This is a genomic window from Sporosarcina sp. FSL K6-1522, assembly GCF_038622445.1.
In the GTDB taxonomy this organism is placed as follows: Bacteria; Bacillota; Bacilli; order Bacillales_A; family Planococcaceae; genus Sporosarcina.
The window spans coordinates 2,480,075-2,499,544 of record NZ_CP152019.1; the positions used below are offsets into that span (position 1 = coordinate 2,480,075).

Genomic DNA, 19,470 nt, shown 5'->3' on the forward strand with positions numbered 1-19,470 from the left:
GACAACTGGAGGAAGAAACTAATGGAAAAACAATTTATTAATGATGGATTAGATGAGCTTTTGGGGGCTGATGATATCGTTATGTCACAAGTTGCATCATCGGAATATGAGGATTTAATGGTAAAAGCATTATCCCCATATTATCGAGAATACTTAGTTAATCGTTATAAAAAATTAATTATTGATTGTATCAAGTATGATAATAATACTCATCTTATTGATGAGTATATTGTTGATAGTGCAGAAGCAATGAGTTGTTCCGATGAAGAGATTGCTCGAAAGTTAAAAGAAAACATAGCATTAAAGCGAGATGAAGTTGAAGGTGATTATCTAAATGAACTTTTTGCTGCCGCTACACTGTATCCGTAAAATTGTGATTTTACTTAGCGGATGGAAAAGAGTTTTTGAATGATTTTTTTAACTAATCCGAATGTGAGTGTGAGCTAATGCTTGCACTCTTTTCTATTTTTAAGAAAAAAGGAGATTTATTATGCTAAACAAACAGATTAAACATACAATTACAGATGAGATTGGCGACAGTTATCAACTATGGAAAAAGGGTGACATTGTAAGTGTTTCGGGAGGGACGGGGAGTGGTAAAAGTTATTTTATTCGAGAAACATTGGCTGAGTTTGCCAAACAACATAATGAACTAATTCTATATCTGGTTCCTAGGGTGCAGCTTAAAAAGCAAATTGAAGCTACTCTTGAAGAGGAGGGCATAACAAATATAACCGTGAAGATGTATCAAAGCATTGAGGGTATTTGCAAATCACATGGAGGTAACAATGAATGGCTAAATGCTTTCAAATATGTAGTATGTGATGAGTCACACTACTTTTTAGGCGATTCACAATTTAACCACTATACTGATATGTCATTGACACATGTTTTATCAGCTACTCATACTATTACACTGCTGTTAAGTGCAACTGGTGAAACAATTTTAAGTTATATTGAAAAGTTCTATAAAGAGAGAAAGATAATTAGATATAGCTTAGAACGTGATTATAGCTATATTCAAAAAATAGAGGCATATCAATCCGATGAATATTTATTTGAGGCAATGGATTGGTTGCTAAAAAACAATTATAAGACATTGGTATTTATTCAAAGTGCTGAGAAAGCGTATGAGCTATTTAGAAGGTATGAACAGTACGCAACATTTGTTTGTGGAGAACAGAGTGAATACCATAAGTTTGTTGATAAATGTAAAGTGGATACTATTATAAATAGCTCAACATTTGATTCTCTATTTTTAATTGCAACTTCCGTATTAGATGTAGGCGTCGATATCAAAGATGATAGCATTAATCATATTATAATTGATATGTTAGACACAGATACATTTATCCAGTGCTTGGGTAGAAAAAGGTTATCTCGTGAAAAAGAAGAGAACGTTTATTTGTTATTCAGAAACTATACCAATCAACAAATAAATGGATATGCTAGTATGGAAGCTAACCGAGTGGAAGTGGGTAAACTCTTTTATGGCGCTTCTATTGAATCTGATAATAAAGTTCAGAGGCGAAGAGGAATGAGCGACATATTCTATATGGATGCTTCTGGGGAAGTCAAAGTAAACGATATGAAGTATATAAAATCAGCAATTAATTTAAAAAGATACAGACGCTATGTACAACAGCCCCAAGGTTATTTAAATGAAATTGCTACCTTATTGAACTATCCAGATAAGGTATATATCCTTGATTTCCTAGAAGATAGAAAATCGAAGATATCAATTTTGGAGAAATACGTTGACGTTAAGTTTTATTCATCCTCAGAAGCAAAAGTAGTATTAAATGAGTTGAAGTTGAAGAATCCTGATACAAAAAAAGTGGTGAAAGACTTTGGCGTTGCTAATAGAATATTATCAAATGGAGGATATTCATTTGAATTTATAAATTATAAAGGTTATGTAATAGATTCAAATGGAAAGAAGAAACAGACTAGAATTTACACAATAATAGGGTTTGAGACAAAATAGACACCAGCCTTAATAAGCCTATAGTTCATTTTGTCTTAAGTTGTAATGGAAGAGTATATTACCTCGTCGAGGGGTTTGGGGACGGACGAAAAGCGTGTTTTTCGAATTGAATTTATCGGGAGCGAAGCGGTAGATAAAACAATTCAAAAACCGCAACGTCCCCAAGAACTTTAATAGAAATTCAAATTGGGTGAAAAAGTTTTATCATATGTATTTTTACTAGCACATCATTAATTTGTTGTGCTTTTTCATTTGTTCAATCTTAATCACAAACCCTAAGATACGAGAAAAATATATGAATCATACTGATGTACTAGACAACGCAGGCGGATTACTATTGTCGCCTAACTTTGAGTGAGCCATGAACAACTGTAACGAGCCTCTAGAAGCGTTTACCGAGCCTGTGGGTGTTGAGAATGAAGTAGAGAAATCATTCTGTCTAATCATTGATACAGAGCTGTCTGTGAAGCTTGTGAGAGCATAACAAAAGGGCTTGTGTGTATAGTTGTATCCATACCTACAAGCCCTTGGACTGTCGTTTGATTGTTGAATATTGGAGTATGATTCTATTTAATAAGTGAAATACCGAATCTCTTACGTTGTTGGGATGACATAAATTGTGAAACAAACTCTAGTTCATTTTGACTAAGTTTGGCTATTTGTTCTTGTTCTCTCTCTTTTTTTAAACTCACCGTCACTACACTTTTAAATGCTCGTCGCCCCATCTCTTCAAGTGTTGGATAAAAATTATGTAATGATTTTAATTGATTCGGTGTTAACTTTCCGTCTTTTTTAATTTGTTCAGCAATACTTTTATAAAATGCATTGTTTGAATTAGCCAACCTTTTATCTAGTGCTTCACTCAAAATCTTTTTAAAATATTCGTTTTTATCCTTAGTCAAACGTTTTTCATTAACAAGGTTTCCCTCTATATCATAGAAATCAGTTTTAAAATCGTCTGTGAACTTCTTGATACATTCTGAGCCAACAACCATTAAATTATTGTTCAGACTATTTACGATGATGTATTCATAGCGAATTTCTTCATGATTACATAATTCACACTCTGCTTCACAATATTGATTGTCTTCTAATCCCTTATAAAGCCACTCTTGACGTGCTTTTTTGAAGTTTTCTTTTTCCTCGCTCTTTTTAAATAGGTTTTCCATTGCACGTTTTAACCAACTATTAATCATTGCTATCCCCTCCACGTGTTTCTTTATCCAACTAAGCACAGCGATAAAGGTAATAATCACCTTTTTATTTATTCATAATTAAATTGTTGGAAGTTATTTCTGTATAAAAATGATAACAGAATAAAGTGCAAATTGGTAGAGGAAAGGTGAATATGGAATAAGTGGAATTGACCGTTTCAACTTTGAATTAGCTTACATGAGTAATCATATCAAGCTCTCGGGGGTATTTAACAAGCTTGTCAGCTTGCCGTGGTGTCATAGAGGATTGGTACTTGCATAACAGCCATGTAATCTATGATTTCTTGCTACCAAAGGAAGCCTAAGCACCAATAGGCGGAGAGCAGTCACTCTATTGCTTTCCCCTGAGTATAACTAAAACCTAACTTACTTGAATTAAAACAGTGAAACATGTTACAATAAAATAGAGTTTGAGGTACCTGTACCTCAAACTCGGTAATGATGTTTAAGAGGAGGAGAAAATTGAAATTAATTAAATGGCAAATTACAGATGAGGAATACCGAAAATTGTCAGATGTTGCAATAAAAAAAGGTTTTGGCACTATTACAGATTATCTAGAACACAGCCATTTCGGTAAAGAACCACAAATTGATTATAGTGAGCCTTTAAAAGAGTTCCAAGAAAATGTGAAATCCAAAAATAGTCAGGCGAGATTCCGAGTTAGAGATTGTTTTTCTGATTCTGAATGGGCTATATTAACGCCGCTTCAACGTAGAACATTGGGGAGAATTATTATCCATAAGGTTAGAAGTGGTGAGATTACAGGTATCAAGGAGCTTGAAAAGGATACAGCAAATGCTCAGTGGTATAGGAAAGATTAAGGAGGGGCAATTGCCCTTCCTTTTTCTATACGAATCGGTAACAGAAACCAATCACTGTTACCACAGGCGACACGACAGCGCCTAATAACCGCCACAATCAATCACTGCTTAACTACGATGGAACACAACTAAATCATAGACAGACTGAGCAACCCGATTGAATTGAAACAAAGCAGCTATAACTCGGCCAAGATGTAACATCACTTGCAACGTGCGATTATTGCTAGATATTTAGATAGATAAACATAGGACGCAGCGACAGCGGTTGATGATAGCAATCTATGGGAGTGGTTCGAATGTATGCTTTATCTCATTTACATACATAAGAAATGTTGTAATAGAGCCTTTCTATTGTGGACCTCTATATGGATGTATGGTATTTTGTCTGTAGAGATAAAAGCATACATAAGAAAAGAGGATATAAACATGGCAAACACCAAACCGAAAAAAGGTATGACGATAGATGTTCAACCACTAAAGACGAAAAAGGAAGTCAATGACCTTATAGAAGCACTAGGAATGTCACAGAATGGCTTGCGTGACCAACTGCTATTCAAGATAGGGGTTACAACGGGGCTGAGATGTGGTGACCTAGTAGCGCTTACTGTGGAACAGGTTAAAGGAAAATCAAATTTCAAAATTCAAGAAGACAAAACTGAGAAAGGACGTACTGTCTACTTGAACAACGTAATGGCTGATATTGCTGATTACATTGAAACGCTACCAGAAAGCATAGTTTACTTGTTCCCTAGTCGCAAAGGAGACAGCCATATTTCAACAACACAAGCTTATCGCATCATCACAAAGGCAGGAGACATGATAGGGAATCAGTCCATCGGTACTCACACAATGCGGAAAACGTTTGGCTATATTTACTACCAAGAGACAAAAGATGTAGCTACACTCATGAGAATCTTTAATCATTCATCACAAAGAATAACACTAGATTACATAGGTATGACAGACAAAACTATAGAAGAGAGCATTAAAAGCATTTCATTCTTCTGATGCTACATTTTTCTAAAAGTATTGATGTATAAGGGTTTATTACTTATTCACTTCCTACAAATTGACTTGTAAAACTCACATTTTACTTAGAGTTGATATCGTTGGTGGGTGGGCAGTTGAGGGAGCGACAGAGCTATTCACAGACCTCATAGGGGTGTTGTGATGAGTCTTTGGAACTAGATAAGATATTTGGTAGGCGAAGGGTTGGAAGCCGCTACAGAGCCTTGTGAGGGGGAGGGATAGCCCCCATTTCCGATATTTGAGCCTATGGTAAACGAGAATATGCCTCACCTGATGCACATATACACCGAGAGAGAAGGAGTGAAACGATATGACAAGTATGGATTTTATCGAGAACTTTAAAATTAGTGATACATTCTCCAGTTGGTCATGTTAGAGGTCGTTAGAGTCATCTGTGATGTTGCAAAAGTCATTACAGGGTTCCTAGGGTATTCAGATTGCAAATTAACCCTATAAATGAGAATGTTATATGGGGGCATCTCTCAGCTAAGCTGAATGATTCCAATTAAATTTGGAGTAATCTAATCAAAGGTACAACATAGTGGTACCATACAAGCTACATTTATTTGTAGATTCTAATCTAATCGTTGATGCCCCCAATTCTAAAAATAAGGTGGTTTTTAAATGGATATTCCTGTTAGAAATGATGAAAGTGTTAGTAGTGATACAGAACATTCATTAAACTCGGCGGAAGAAAAAATTCAAGAGTCGGAAACTACTTTAGGCAGTGAAAAAAATAGAGCTACTAATTCAGAGCGCATGAATCTAGAGTCAGAGACTGAAACTGAGTTTAGAGAAAAATTAGTGTTTAATTATTACAATGTTAGTAAAGAAAATGAAAAAGGGTATCGTAAAGAAATTTTAAATACAATAAAAAATTTCAAAGATAAACGAGTGTATGTAACTAAGAAAGTTCGTATGAACTCAGAGGCTAGATTGAATAAAAATAATATACATTCAATTATCTTAGTAAACGTATATACATTCACGGTTCTTTGCTTTTCAATTTTTAGTATAACCAATGAAACTGACCTGAAATTTGAACTATTAGGTTTAATTGTTTCAATGGGGTTATTTGGAGTTTCTTTGTTTGTCAGTTTGTTTGGTTATAGGGAAAAAGCAATTGCATTTAAAAATTCATATTTAAAAATAAATGAAATCGAGGGGAACTTACATACATTGTTATTAAATATGGAATTAACTGATGAGGAATTAATTAAAGCCTATTCAGTATGTCAAAAAGAATATAATGAGGTTTTAGATAAAACAGATAACCATATCGATAAAGATTTTATAGCTTATAAAATCGGTTCTAATAATGCAACTGTTTCTGAAATTATAAAATACATTTATTATAAAATTTCTAGTTCGATAATTTGGGTATTACTGTATTCAATACCACTTATCACAATGGTATTAATGATTTTAGCTTTTTGGGGGTGATTCAATTTGGTTCAAGCAGCTAGAGTATATAAAAAGAAATTTAATAAGAAATATATTTTAAGTAAATACCCATTATATATCAAAGCTAATACAGCTTCGGGTATAGATAAATTACAGAAGAAAAATTTTGATAAAATTAAAGAAAGTCAAATAGATTTAATACTTAAAAAGGTCAATGACAATAACTATAAATTTACTTATTATAAAGAAAAGCTGATACTCAAAAATCGAAATAGTTTCCCTAGATTAATTTCAATTCCTACATTGAGAGATAGAATTGTTTTAAAAATAATTCATGAAATATTGATGGAGACATTTCAAATTGAGTTAAAATTAGTTCAAACGGTAATAGATGAGCTTACTCAAAAATGTAGTTTATATGATAGCTACATCAAAATAGACATCAGTAACTTTTTTGGGTCATTAAATCATGATTTTTTGATTCAAAGACTAAGTACAAAAATACGCAAAAAAGAACTGAAAAATGCTATTGTTTCTGCTGTGAAAAATCCAACTGTAAACAGTTATCATAGGAGAAATATTAGTATCGAAGATAATGCAGTAGGTGTTCCTCAAGGTATTCCTATTGCTAACGTACTAGCTGAAATATACTTTAAAGAGTTAGATTCGAAATATAAGGCACGAACTAATATAGCGTACTTTAGGTATGTTGACGATATTTTAATTTTATGTAATTCAACTGATATTGGGGATTTAAAGAATGAAATCATTAGTGATATTACAAACACCTATCTCTTATGTGTGAATGAAAAAAAGTGTGAAGATGGGAATTTATCTGATGAGATGACATATTTAGGCTATAAATTTGTTCAAACACCTAGTTCTATGTTATGCACTGTTAAAGGTGAATCAATTGCTAAGATGGAAAATTCTTTAGTAGCCTTATTTTCTAAGTTCAAAAATTCTGAGGGTAAGATGAAATCAGCGGAATTGATTTTTTACTTAAATTTGAAAATTACAGGTGCGATTGTTAAGGAATTAGAAGATAGCGATAAAAGTAAAAATGAAATTGAATTAGAAGAAAAAGATAGAGAGAAGAAGTATGGGTGGCTCTTTTTTTATTCGCAGATTAATGATTTAAGGGTGCTTTACCACCTAGATTATTTTGTTGAAAATTTAATTGTAAGATATGATTTAAAAGGTGTAATTGATAAAGGTAAAGTTAAGAAGTTTTCGAAGGCGTATTACGAAATAATTCAGCGTCGGAAGAAAAGTAAATATCTATTTAAGCCAAGTGAATTATCAATTGAAGAAAAAAGGTTATTACTTTTAAATACCTTCGACATTAAACGGAAAGATTTAAAATCTGATGAAAGTATAGAATATCATTTTAATAAAAAGGTTAGAAGAAAGATACTTGAACTTGAAGCTGATATTCAGGGGATTTCATAAAAATTAGTAGTTCAATTAAAGTGGGATATCAATACAAAAGCATTATTCAAGAGTATTTTGTGGGCGTTCTCGTGCTTTTATGTTGACTTAGGTTTGCCAATCGAGTTTTGGGGATGTTTATAGTGCTTGTAATGAATAGAGTGTAGGGGCGGTATTTTCGATATTGAGGTAAGGTATCTCCCTATTATAGAAGTGACCTATATCAACCGCACGAATTGAAGTCGAAAGGGATTTATTGATAAGGAAGGAGGTATACTATTGAATGTTTCAAACAAGTTCAACCTCGATAATCGTGAATCAATATTTTTGTTGAAAAAATGTATTGTTGAACTAGTACATTCAGCTTCCCGCTTAGAGAATGTGAATACAACTTTCTCACAAACAAAAACAATTGTAAATGGCATGAGTGTGAGTGGGATTAGCACGGATGACATGCAGGTTATTCTTAATCTCAAAAATGCGTATCAATATGTATTAAAATTACCTCATAATACTAATTTTCATCTAGCTATTGCTTGCAAAATAAACAGCTTCATCGCTTACAACGAATCGCTTGAATGGGGTGTTTTGAGGACGGGCAATGTAGAGATTTATGGAGTTGACTATAAACCTACAATACCAATGGAGTCAAAGGTGGTGTCTACTATTTCTGAAATTAGGGATAATAATGAGTCGCAAACTTATAAGGCATTGAAGTATATGTATTATGCTATGAGAACGCAACTATTTTGGGATGGAAACAAGCGTACAGCAATTGTATCCGCAAATGCAATTATGATGTTAAATGGATTAGGTTTGGTTAACATTAGTGAACAACAATTAGAATATTGGAGTCAATTGTTAACCCGATTTTATGAGACGAATGAAGATAGTGCAATCATTCAGTGGACTTATGATAATTGTATATATGGAATTAATTATCGAGATAGTCGAAGTGAGAATTAGTTGTTATCAAAAAGGAGAAGAAAACATGAAGTTTGTATATTTTAACGATACAGGCAGGGAAATAAGTATTCATCCAGCAACAGAGATACATGGTACAAAATGCGATATGTCAACAATTCATCCATTAGAAATACGGACTTTTATTCTACCTGAAAACACGTATCCTTGGGTGAAAATGTGGGATTATGGGGAAGAACGTGGACTTAGTATTTTAATCTCTCCCCAAAGTGAAGACTAAGAATCTTCATTTGACTAGAGTTGATATTGCAGGTTGATAGGTGGTTCGGATAGTGACAGAGCCATTCATTAAGCTGGGGAAACGGTACAACATGTACATGGTAGGTGGGGGTTAAAACCCGTCACAGAGTCACCAGATGGGTAGCCTCCTATTTCTGATATTTCAGAGAATCAGCAGAAGCCAGAATTAGCCGTACCTGATGCACGCACACCACACTACTTCAAAAACGAGACGATATGATAAGGAAATGACCGAATATGAACATTCCATTGTAACGGCTACTAAATCGCTTGTTATCGAGATACAGGATAACGCTAAGAATGTAAAAGCTGGTTTGATTGAATTGTAGGTGTAGGCAGAAGATATGGTACTCCCTTTATTTTATGAATAAGTAGTGATACCTCAATTGAGTTTCTTCTATAGTAATAGCTTACCATTTTTCACACGAACGTAAACAAGCTATTATGGTATGATGTCTCTAATGTATTTTATAGAAAATTTATATAATTTAACTTGGAGTGATTGTTATCATTAAAGAGCTTAGTAAATTTCAAACTGTGTATTTGGATTTGTTTTCATTAAAGCGATTTTTATTAAGAGTAAAGGATAGTGATGTCTTTAATGCGGTAATTTCTTATACTTTGATGAGAGATAGCTGCTTGATTATTTACCAAGTGAATACAGATATTCTTGGTACAGCTGATGGACTAATTTTTCCTATAAAAGAATTTAGAAATAAAAATAAGCTATTTGAAAAGGGGAAAAGAGGGATAAATCAAAAAAATTATGAGGAAATCTTAAAACAGCACATTGAAGATTTTGGTTTTGAAACAGATAATTTAGGTTTTTATTTAAATGATAGTAGACAAACTGTAGGAAGTACCTTTTATGTAGGAAATGCTCTAAGAAGGTTGAAAAACTTGAAGGAGATTGAAAAAGATGGGAAACTTCAAGTGTATTATGTAGCTCACGAAGTCGGTGCTCAGTTACAGGAGATTATAGAGGGTTTAGAAATAGCCGTCCCAGAATTAAAAGGATGTATTACTACTGAATCTAAACATGAATATTTCGATGAGTTTGAAATTGAGTATAAAGATATTAATCATACTAGGCTGTTCAATGGGAATGAGCAAGAGAATGTATTTAAATATCTACTACTTCTAATTTTACAAGAATGTTTTGCTGTGACGTGGATTAGTGAGAACTATGATTCAAGCATTATTGACCGAGATTTTATAGATGATTATTTCCTAAATCGCTTTGTTGCTATTCGCATCGATAGTATTGTGGATTCATTGATAAATCTCAAGGAAAATTTTGCTTCACAATTCGATGAGTTAGCTAATAACGGAAAAGGAGAATTGGCTACAGCGCTTGATGTTTATATGCTCTCTAGTTTCGATAAGGTAGCTGAACTTAGAAATACTATACATTATGATGATGTGAAAAACTTCTATGATTACTTTATAGAGGATGAAGTGATTATTAATTTAACTGAAATTTTGAATCTAAATAGAACAATTTTCAAATGTATCGAGGAGTTTTTGAGTATTTCAAATATCCCTTCCCAATATTAAGGGTTTATAAATAATCAAAGGTAATCGAACCAAGTTCGTAAATATGTAGTACTCCCTAGTGGAGAAAATCGTTTAAATTAATCGCATAATGTTACATGAAGGAGAGCAGAGACTTACTCCCTTTTTCTATTGCCCCAAAATGTAAAATCATTCTTTTACCTAAATGCATCTGGTTAATACTAGGTGTTTTTTGTTTGTTTTTTTAAGGTAGATAGTTATGTTTCTTACATATTATATCGCTGCTTTTATTACATAATTTGTAAATTGTGCTATGTTGTGTTAGATTACTAAAAAGGAAGTTTTTAATAATCTATTCAGGAGGAGTGATTTATATCGCTAAACAAAAATATTCTAATGAGTATTTAATTGAAACCCTAAAAGAATATGCTAGAAATATTGGTGAAACACCAACATACAACTTGTTTGAAAAAGATAAAACTGTTCCAAGTGCCACAATTTATAAAAAACGTTTTGGAAGTTGGAATAATGCAATCGAGCTTGCTGGTTTACAATCAAACGCAGTCAGAGTCTTTGAAAAAAAAGACATAGAAAAAGAAGTCTTAAACTTTTACAGTAAACATGGACATGCTCCAAATTATAAAGAATTAAAATATTCAGTTGTTCATGTAAGAAATTTTTGGGACAATTGGACGGCGATGTTAGAAGACTTAGAAATCCCGTTAAACAGGAGATATAGTGCTGTTACAGAGGAAGCTGACTTATTGTTGTTTTTAAAAAAGCTTTATGAAGATTTAGGTAGTATACCTACGGGAAAAGATATTGAAGTAGCAGGAGTTAATAGGAATCTATATACTAAAAAATTTGGAAGCTACAAATCAGCATTAATCAGAGCAGGAATCGTAGATGAAGAATATTTTAAATCAATGGAAGATAGAGTACCAGAATCAATTGAAGCAATTAAAGCGTTTTATAAAGAAAATAATAAAGCACCAACAGTAGAGGAATATGAATTAATGGCTAAAGGGAAGAACCTTGCTCACAGAAAAGCGTTAGAAATGTTTTTAGGTAAACGTTTTTCTGAAATATGTATGGAACACATAGGAGTAGCAAATCAATATAAAAGGGGGAAAAAAGAATTACTTGAGGATTTAGTACAGTTAAAAAAGAAATTAGGTAGGGTACCTTTAACAAATGAATTAGTTACACATGGGTTGGCGGAAATTAAACAGTATTACAGAACTTTTAATATGACATATACTCAATTAATTCGAGATTTAGGATGGGAACCATCATATAAAAGAATTTATAAATCCTTAGATGAATTGTTAGAAGATTATTCTAAGTTATATAAAGAGCTTGGTAGAATACCTTTTTATGATGACATAAATAATGCGGAGTGGATGGCTCATTCCAAGACATATAAAAATCATTTTGAAGATTTGCCAACAGTTTGGGAATCGTTAGAAATAGTTGTAGATAATGAAATTATTGAAAAGAGTTATGGAACAGGAACTACATGTATAGATAATAATGGTCAGATATGCCGTTCTTATCCTGAGATGTTAATCACGAATCTACTAATAGACTTAGAGCTGAAATACGAAAAGAATATCCCTTATAACGAACTTATTCCAAGCCTTAAAAGCAAAATTGATGCAGATTGGATTTTAACAGATTCAAGAATATTAATAGAGTATTTTGGATTATTTTCAAAGAAACAACTTCAGCAAGAAAATTTCATTGGAAGATATTCAAGAAAAGTCATAGATAAACTGAGGTTATGTGAGGAAAAAGCAATTACTCTTATTGATTTATACCCAAATGATTTAGAAGAGATAGAGGAAGTTTTAATGAAAAGGCTTTTAGAACTTGAGGTAATTTAATGAATCAAGGTGATAGCCAACAATTATCCTGATTCAGGATTTTATTGATTGGATAGTCAAAACACTGTCAATTATGTGTGGAATGTTGCACCATACGGGTTGAAATTGCTAATGAAATGAGCTGAACTTTGCTTTGCAATAGGCTTGTATAATGTTATCATTGGTTCAAAGATAGTTTCGGTCTAAGAACGTAATTTGACCGAATCCCTAGTGTGAGTTGAATACGTTTTGAACGCTTGGTATGACTAGCTTGGTGGCGAAAGCCATAGTGGTAAGCTAAGCCGTCGGTCGGGGGTTCGAATCCCTCCTGGGACGTAAATTTTACAACATTATACTTAGAGAAATAAGCACTTTCGCTTATGATTCAGTTTTACAGTACTCGCTCAGTCGAGTTTCTGTACTAAAGAATTATAGGTGGAGGTGCTTTTTTCTTTGTCCAAAAAGAAGGAGATATTTGATATTCAAATTGAGTAACCGTTATTTCAGGTTAGAAAGCATAAAGGGAAATGGATTAATTTACTAGTCCAAGAGTAAGCTATTTGGCGCTTCCTTTTGTACAAATTGCACTATAAACCAAAATCAAAAGACTGAATTTTCGTCCATATTGGTAATAGATTTTATCCCTCCATTGGGAATATACTTTTAATGTGAACCTCTATAAGGGAAAACTACATATTCATTGAGTTTATCCAACTAAACAGAAAAAAGAAATTTTACTATTTGGGAGAGATAATAATGACAAATAATTATGATTTAATCATCGTCGGAGGAGGGATTATGGCATCTAGTTTAGCGTACAATTTATACAAAGACGGCTATACTGGAAAAGTTGCCCTATTCGAAAAAGATAGCAAGTATGAATATTCTTCTACACCGAGAAGTGAAGGTGGAATTCGACAAACATTTAGTACAGAAGTGAATATCCGCATGAGTCAATATAGCTACCAAGTATATAAGCAATTTGAAGAAGAGATGGCGGTTGATGGTGAAAATGCACAAATTGACTTCCATGAAAACGGTTACCTTTATTTACTTGATAAAAAGTCAATGCCCATTTTTGAAAGCATTTTAAAAACACAAGAAACATTAGGTGTTAAAACGAAATTTATGAATCAAATGGAAACGCAATCATTTTTTCCAGAGTTAAACGTTGAAGATTTAGTAGGATCAGTATTCGATCCGGAGGCTGGAAATGCGGATCCTTATTCTGTATTACAAGTATATATCAGAAAAATAAAAGGACTCGGTGCTTCATTTCATTATGAAGAGGTCGATGAAATTTTAACAGAACGCGGTAAAGTAACTGGCATTCAAACGACTAACGGTGAGAAGTATTTTGCACCGGTTGTTGTGAATGCGGCAGGTCCTTGGTCCGGTGATCTAAGTGCGAAATTAGGAATTGAAATTCCGGTAAAACCATTAAGGCGTCAATTATTTTCAATTGATACCCAATTGAAATTCCAAAATGATATTCCCTTCACATTCGATCCGACGGGCCTTCATTTTAGAGGTGAACGATCAAAAGTAGTCGTTGGCTGGGCGAATGATGTTCCTTATGGCTACGATTTTAAGCTTGATAAACGTTTTTTCGAAGAAGAAATTTGGCCTGTTTTAGCCGGACGTTCGTCTCATTTTGAACAACTTAAATTAGAAAATGGTTGGACGGGTTTATATGATTATAACTATGTTGACCATAATGCGATCATAGGTGGGCATCCAGAAATGGGTGGATACTACATTGTAACAGGATTTAGTGGTCACGGATTCCAACATGCACCAGCTGCTGGAAAAGCATTATCTGAATTAATTCGTTTAGGTAAATTTGAAACAATGGATATATCTTCACTTTCAGTAGAGCGTTTTAAAACAAATAAATTAGTACTTGAAACAGCAGTCTATTAAATATAAAAGGGTGACTAAAATGAATTTAACAGGCGGACAGTTAGTAGTCGATGTACTAGAAAAAGAAGGCGTAACTAAGGTTTTTGGTGTACCAGGTGAAAGTTATTTAAACGTTCTTGATGCAATTTATGAACACCAAAGTATTGAATATATTTCTGCACGACAAGAAGGTGGGGCTTCTTTCATGGCAGAAGGATATGCAAAAGCTTCAGGACAGGTTGGCGTATGTATGGCAACAAGAGGACCGGGTGCAACGAATCTATCGATTGGTATTCATACAGCACATCAAGATTCAACACCACTTGTCGCTTTAATTGGGCAAGTTGAACGTGAATTTAGAGATCGTGAAGCATTCCAAGAAGTCGATTTTGTAGGGTTTTTCAGTCATTTATGTAAGTGGACAGTAGAAATCAACCATGCGGATCGAGTTCCGGAGTTATTGCATCGTGCTTTCCATATTGCTCGTTCTGGACGTCCAGGACCAGTGCTTGTCTCATTGCCTGAAGATATGCTGGATGATATTGTTACAAAAGTAACACATCGACCATTTAAAGCGAGTACGATATTTCCAAACTTAGAGACAGTTCATGAAGTTACCAAGTTAATTGAAGAAGCGGAACGCCCAATTATCATTGCGGGTGGTGGAGTCATATTATCTGATGCAACCGAACAGCTAGTGAAGTTATCAGAGTTAACTCAAATACCGGTTGCAACAGCGTTTAGACGTTTCCATGCTTTTCCAAATTCTCATGATAATTATGTAGGATCGCTAGGAATTGGCGCACGTCCAGATTTATTAAGCTATATTAAAGAAAGTGACTTAGTTATCGCATTGGGAACTAGATTTTCACAGATGACGACAGCTGATTATACATTGCTTAATGAAGATTCCAAACTCATTCATGTTGATGTGACTGAAGAAACATTAGGGAAGGTTTATACCCCAACAGTACCGGTAGTGTCAGACGTAAAGAGTTTCCTTGAACAACTCGTGAAAGTCACTGCAGAAAATAAAGATGAAAAAAGAAAAATAAATAAAGATGAAATTCGTAAAAATTACGTTGAATTTTCTACACCAACATTGATTGAAAAAGATAATTATGTTGATATGAATAGTGTTATTCATCATTTATCGGAGCAATTACCGAAAGATGCGATTATTACGAGTGATGCAGGTAACTTCTTTTCATGGTTATCACGTTATTATCGTTATGATGAAGGTGGTAAGTATTATGGACCCACTTCGGGTGCTATGGGATATGGAATGCCAGCCGCAATTGGAGCTAAAATGGCAAACCCCGACAAAGTTGTCGTATCTTTTTCGGGAGACGGTGGTTATATGATGACCATGCAAGATTTTGAAACAGCTGTTAGATACAATGTTCCAATCATCTCCTTTGTTGTAAATAATAATATTTATGGGACCATTCGTACACACCAAGAGCGTAAATTCCCCGAGCGGATGGTTGGTACACAATTATCCAATCCTAACTATAAGGAAATTGCAGCGTCATTTGGTGGTTTCGGAGAAAGAGTGACTACTACGGATGAATTTGTGCCGGCATTACAGAGAGCTTTAGCCTCTAATAAGCCTGCTTTAATTGAAATACTAACAGATCCGCGTATTTTATCTGCAAACCACGATCAAACGATTTAACTTCATCCAGCGGGAATTGATTTAGCAAAGGAGAGTACAATGAAATCGATAAATATTAAAACACCGATACCTGGTCCAAAGTCGACTGCACTATTAAAAGAAAAAGAAGAAGCCGTAGCAAGAGGAATCTCTACGGCTTATCCTATTGCAATCGATAAAGGCGAAGGAGCCGTTCTGACTGATATTGATGGAAACTCATATATTGACTTAGCATCAGGCATTGCTAGTTTAAATGTTGGCCATTCTCCCAAACCTGTTGTTGATGCCTTAAAAAATCAACTAGATTCATTTATAAATCCTGTTTTTAATGTAACCATGCATAAACCGTATATTGATTTAGCTAAAAAGCTTAACCAAATCGTGCCTGGCCATTTCCCGAAAAAGTCTGTCTTCTTTAATAGTGGAGCAGAGGCAATTGAAAATGCTGTGAAAATTGCTCGTCGGTATACAGGTCGAAAAGGAATCATCTCTTTTGATCGTTCGTTTCATGGTCGTACAATGTTAGCGATGACGTTGACGGGAAAAGTTAATTCAATAAAAAAGGGATTTGGTCCACTAGCTTCAGATGTCCATCATGCACCTTATCCATACTATTTTAAAGATGAACGTACGGATGAGCAGTTGATTGGAGAACTTAAACGCTTGTTTCAAGTGACAATTTCTCCAGAAGAAATAGCTGCAATCGTATTGGAACCTGTTCAAGGTGATGGTGGCATCATCGTTCCTTCAAAGCCATTTATTCAAGAAATTAGAGCTATTTGTGATGAATTCGGTATCGTCTTTATCGCAGATGAAATACAAACGGGATTCGGTCGCACGGGTAAAATGTTTGCGATGGAGCATTTTGATTGTGCAGCAGATTTGACAGTAATGTCAAAGTCAATTGCGGCGGGAATCCCATTAAGCGCCATTACAGGTAAAGAAGAAATCATTAATTTTCCAGCAGTAAAAGAACTTGGCGGCACACTTAGTGGAAATACGCTAGGATGTGTTGCAGCATTGGAAGTTATTAAAATGATAGAAAATCAGAACTTACTAAGGCGTGCAAATGAAATCGGTCAATTTATTAAAGACAAATTATCTTTTGATTCAAAACATATTGGTGAAGTTCGTCAAATTGGCGCGATGATCGGAATTGAAATTGTATTGGATAAGCAATCGAAAGCATCCCATCGTAGTTTTGTAAATGACGTAGTCCATACATGTTTTGAAAAGGGTGTGTTATTTATGAGAGCAGCGGAGGGGGATGTTATTCGCCTCTTACCACCGCTTGTTATAACAGATGAACAATTAGACGAAGCAATATCTGTTATCGCTTATACAATAAAAGAACTTGAAGTTGATACAAAACTAATTATGGGGTGAAATGAATGAGGTTGAAAGATAAAGTTTCAGTAATCACTGGTGGTAGTCGTGGAATTGGTGAAGCAATCGCTAAAATGTTCGGTAAAGAAGGGGCGAAAATTGTGATTGCTGATGTGAACGAAGAAACAGGAAATGCCGCACTGGAAGGTTTGAAGAAAGATGGAATAGACGCGATTTTTGTTAAAACAGACGTTTCGAGTGAAGAAAGCGTCATTCATCTAATGAATGAAGCAGTAAATGCATTTGGTAGTGTAGATGTTTTAGTGAATAATGCGGCCGTGTCGATTAGAAAATCGGCGGAGGATACATCATTAGAAGAATGGCAAAAGGTTCTTGGCGTTAATTTAACCGGGGCATTTTTATGTTCAAAATATGCAGTTCCCGAAATGAGAAAAAGAGAACGTGGAGCAATTGTTAATGTTGCTTCATGGCACGCCGATAAAACGATTACTCGTTTTGCCGCCTATGCGGCTTCAAAGGGAGGGATGACCGCGTTAACTCGTCAGATGTCGCTTGATTGTGGTAAAGATAATATTCGTGTGAATGCGGTATTACCAAGTACAGTGGATACGCCTATGTTGTATGAGACAATGCAAAATTTACCGGATCCAGAAGAGGCTTGGAAGCAAACGCTTGATTATCAACCTTTAGGAAGAATCGCAACTGCTGATGATATTGCGCATGCATGTTTGTTCTTGGCAAGTGACGAAGCCGCTTATGTTAGTGGTCATTCTTTACGTGTAGATGGTGGAACTTATGCAAAAGTAGCAAGACCATTAATGTTTGATTAAAAAATAGGATATATGTTGAACTTATGGCAATAGGCATCCGCAAGCGCCGAGCGTTGTTAGAAAGATTCTTTAGTTCAATTTATATAGAAAGGAAGTTTAAGATGAAGTATATTGATTTAAACTGTGATATGGGCGAAAGTTTTGGCGCTTATCAATTAGGGAATGATGAAGAAGTTATTGAACTAATTTCATCTGCTAATATTGCCTGCGGTTTTCATGCAGGCGATCCAAATGTAATGGATAGAACAGTTAGAATGGCGAAAGAACAAGGAGTAGGCATTGGTGTTCATATGGGGTTTCCTGATCTACTAGGATTTGGCCGTCGTGATATTGACATCGCTAAAGATGATCTAGTCAATTATATTATTTATCAAATCGGTGCACTGCAGGCGTTTTGTAAAAAACATGGGGTAGAAATACAACATATTAAATCGCATGGTAGTATGGGGAATATGTCGTATGTAAACCATACAGTGGCAGACGCTGTCACGGATGCAATATTACACGTAGTACCCGATACAAAATTGTTTGTCATTGCAAATACGGTTGTTCATAAACTAGCTGTCGAAAAAGGGATTGCGGTTGTTCTCGAAGTATTTGCGGATCGTACGTATACAAATGATGGTACGTTAGTTTCCCGCAAACAAGAAGGTGCAGTCATTAAAGATCCGGAAAAAGCTGCTGATCAAGTTTTACAAATGGTTTTGGACGGTAACGTTACGACAATTGATGGGAATGTTATCAAAATGGAAGCTGACAGTGTTTGTGTTCACGGTGATACACAAGGTGCACTTGAAATTGTTAGACACGTAAAGTCAAAACTTGAAGAAAATAACGTTACAATTGCCCCAGTAGGCACATGGCTTAAATAATATTTAAAAAATGGATACAAAATCCCGTTCCTTCTATTATAGAGTCTTTTAAGTTATCTAATTAAACTAATTTCAATATAATAAAAAAGACATTCCTGAACCAATTGGGAATGTCTTTTTTTATTTTTAACACGCTTTAGCGTCAATGGTTAGGGGTTTGTTCATGACGAGAGCCATGTGGCGCATACGAATCGAAGCATTTAAAGCGAGTGGTGACTAGCAGCAGAGCATGGTGTGCTACAACTGTAAGCATATAATAAGCGCCCTTTGACGCTGACTTACAAAAACACTTAATAAATTATATATTTTAATAGTTTTGTCATATGTACTAGAGCATTCGTGTTATAGTAAGTGAGCCGAAAAAGTTAAAA

At 34.5% G+C, this 19,470-nt stretch carries 16 protein-coding genes; 15 read left to right on the forward strand and 1 reads right to left on the reverse strand.

What is annotated here, in order from left to right:
* Window positions 1-21 precede the first annotated feature (21 nt).
* Entirely contained in the window at window positions 22-369 is a 348-nt protein-coding gene (locus tag MKY34_RS12170) for a hypothetical protein (protein WP_342510913.1), read from the forward strand.
* Between the two features lie 121 nt (window positions 370-490).
* Window positions 491-1,987, forward strand: coding sequence for a hypothetical protein (locus tag MKY34_RS12175; protein WP_342510915.1), 1,497 nt, complete (start codon window positions 491-493; stop codon window positions 1,985-1,987).
* A gap of 566 nt (window positions 1,988-2,553) precedes the next feature.
* Here the strand turns inward: MKY34_RS12175 and MKY34_RS12180 are convergent.
* Window positions 2,554-3,183, reverse strand: coding sequence for a hypothetical protein (locus tag MKY34_RS12180; protein ID WP_342510917.1), 630 nt, complete (start codon window positions 3,181-3,183; stop codon window positions 2,554-2,556).
* Between the two features lie 480 nt (window positions 3,184-3,663).
* On the opposite strand from MKY34_RS12180, the gene MKY34_RS12185 reads away from it, so the two are divergent.
* The 13 genes from MKY34_RS12185 to MKY34_RS12245 all read left to right on the forward strand — a co-directional run bounded on the left by MKY34_RS12185 (window position 3,664) and on the right by MKY34_RS12245 (window position 19,099).
* The gene (locus MKY34_RS12185) at window positions 3,664-4,023 is read left to right on the forward strand and encodes a DUF1413 domain-containing protein (RefSeq protein WP_342510919.1); all 360 of its coding nucleotides are present in this window, start codon (window positions 3,664-3,666) and stop codon (window positions 4,021-4,023) included.
* A gap of 426 nt (window positions 4,024-4,449) precedes the next feature.
* Window positions 4,450-5,031 carry a tyrosine-type recombinase/integrase gene (locus MKY34_RS12190; RefSeq protein ID WP_342510920.1) on the forward strand — a complete coding sequence of 194 codons (582 nt, stop codon included), beginning with the start codon at window positions 4,450-4,452 and terminating at the stop codon, window positions 5,029-5,031.
* A gap of 645 nt (window positions 5,032-5,676) precedes the next feature.
* Window positions 5,677-6,495, forward strand: coding sequence for an SLATT domain-containing protein (locus MKY34_RS12195; protein ID WP_342510922.1), 819 nt, complete (start codon window positions 5,677-5,679; stop codon window positions 6,493-6,495).
* A gap of 6 nt (window positions 6,496-6,501) precedes the next feature.
* A complete protein-coding gene (locus MKY34_RS12200; RefSeq protein WP_342510924.1) occupies window positions 6,502-7,908 on the forward strand; it encodes a reverse transcriptase domain-containing protein in 1,407 nt (468 codons plus the stop codon).
* A gap of 258 nt (window positions 7,909-8,166) precedes the next feature.
* On the forward strand, window positions 8,167-8,853 hold the full coding sequence (locus MKY34_RS12205; RefSeq protein WP_342510926.1) for a Fic family protein: 687 nt from the start codon (window positions 8,167-8,169) through the stop codon (window positions 8,851-8,853).
* Window positions 8,854-8,878: 25 nt separating this feature from the next.
* Complete coding sequence (locus MKY34_RS12210; RefSeq protein ID WP_342510928.1) at window positions 8,879-9,091, forward strand: hypothetical protein; 213 nt, start codon at window positions 8,879-8,881, stop codon at window positions 9,089-9,091.
* Between the two features lie 659 nt (window positions 9,092-9,750).
* Window positions 9,751-10,668 carry a hypothetical protein gene (locus tag MKY34_RS12215; RefSeq protein WP_342510930.1) on the forward strand — a complete coding sequence of 306 codons (918 nt, stop codon included), beginning with the start codon at window positions 9,751-9,753 and terminating at the stop codon, window positions 10,666-10,668.
* 323 nt (window positions 10,669-10,991) lie between these two features.
* Window positions 10,992-12,512: a hypothetical protein gene (locus tag MKY34_RS12220; RefSeq protein ID WP_342510932.1), complete on the forward strand. Its 1,521-nt coding sequence runs from the start codon at window positions 10,992-10,994 to the stop codon at window positions 12,510-12,512.
* Window positions 12,513-13,247: 735 nt separating this feature from the next.
* A complete protein-coding gene (locus MKY34_RS12225; RefSeq protein WP_342510935.1) occupies window positions 13,248-14,414 on the forward strand; it encodes an FAD-dependent oxidoreductase in 1,167 nt (388 codons plus the stop codon).
* 19 nt (window positions 14,415-14,433) lie between these two features.
* A complete protein-coding gene (locus tag MKY34_RS12230) occupies window positions 14,434-16,071 on the forward strand; it encodes a thiamine pyrophosphate-dependent enzyme (protein ID WP_342510937.1) in 1,638 nt (545 codons plus the stop codon).
* Between the two features lie 39 nt (window positions 16,072-16,110).
* Window positions 16,111-17,436 carry an aspartate aminotransferase family protein gene (locus MKY34_RS12235; protein WP_342510939.1) on the forward strand — a complete coding sequence of 442 codons (1,326 nt, stop codon included), beginning with the start codon at window positions 16,111-16,113 and terminating at the stop codon, window positions 17,434-17,436.
* 5 nt (window positions 17,437-17,441) lie between these two features.
* Window positions 17,442-18,227: a glucose 1-dehydrogenase gene (locus tag MKY34_RS12240; protein ID WP_342510941.1), complete on the forward strand. Its 786-nt coding sequence runs from the start codon at window positions 17,442-17,444 to the stop codon at window positions 18,225-18,227.
* A 101-nt stretch (window positions 18,228-18,328) separates the two neighbouring features.
* Window positions 18,329-19,099, forward strand: coding sequence for a 5-oxoprolinase subunit PxpA (locus tag MKY34_RS12245; protein WP_342510943.1), 771 nt, complete (start codon window positions 18,329-18,331; stop codon window positions 19,097-19,099).
* Window positions 19,100-19,470: the final 371 nt, after the last annotated feature.

What these genes read in the sequence shown, in the direction of transcription:
- MKY34_RS12170 (WP_342510913.1), top strand. Translation starts at nt 22, where the DNA reads ATGGAAAAACAATTTATTAATGATGGATTAGATGAGCTTTTGGGGGCT.
- MKY34_RS12175 (WP_342510915.1), top strand. Translation starts at nt 491, where the DNA reads ATGCTAAACAAACAGATTAAACATACAATTACAGATGAGATTGGCGAC.
- MKY34_RS12180 (WP_342510917.1), bottom strand. Translation starts at nt 3,183, where the DNA reads ATGATTAATAGTTGGTTAAAACGTGCAATGGAAAACCTATTTAAAAAG.
- MKY34_RS12190 (WP_342510920.1), top strand. Translation starts at nt 4,450, where the DNA reads ATGGCAAACACCAAACCGAAAAAAGGTATGACGATAGATGTTCAACCA.
- MKY34_RS12195 (WP_342510922.1), top strand. Translation starts at nt 5,677, where the DNA reads ATGGATATTCCTGTTAGAAATGATGAAAGTGTTAGTAGTGATACAGAA.
- MKY34_RS12210 (WP_342510928.1), top strand. Translation starts at nt 8,879, where the DNA reads ATGAAGTTTGTATATTTTAACGATACAGGCAGGGAAATAAGTATTCAT.
- MKY34_RS12225 (WP_342510935.1), top strand. Translation starts at nt 13,248, where the DNA reads ATGACAAATAATTATGATTTAATCATCGTCGGAGGAGGGATTATGGCA.
- MKY34_RS12230 (WP_342510937.1), top strand. Translation starts at nt 14,434, where the DNA reads ATGAATTTAACAGGCGGACAGTTAGTAGTCGATGTACTAGAAAAAGAA.
- MKY34_RS12235 (WP_342510939.1), top strand. Translation starts at nt 16,111, where the DNA reads ATGAAATCGATAAATATTAAAACACCGATACCTGGTCCAAAGTCGACT.
- MKY34_RS12240 (WP_342510941.1), top strand. Translation starts at nt 17,442, where the DNA reads ATGAGGTTGAAAGATAAAGTTTCAGTAATCACTGGTGGTAGTCGTGGA.
- MKY34_RS12245 (WP_342510943.1), top strand. Translation starts at nt 18,329, where the DNA reads ATGAAGTATATTGATTTAAACTGTGATATGGGCGAAAGTTTTGGCGCT.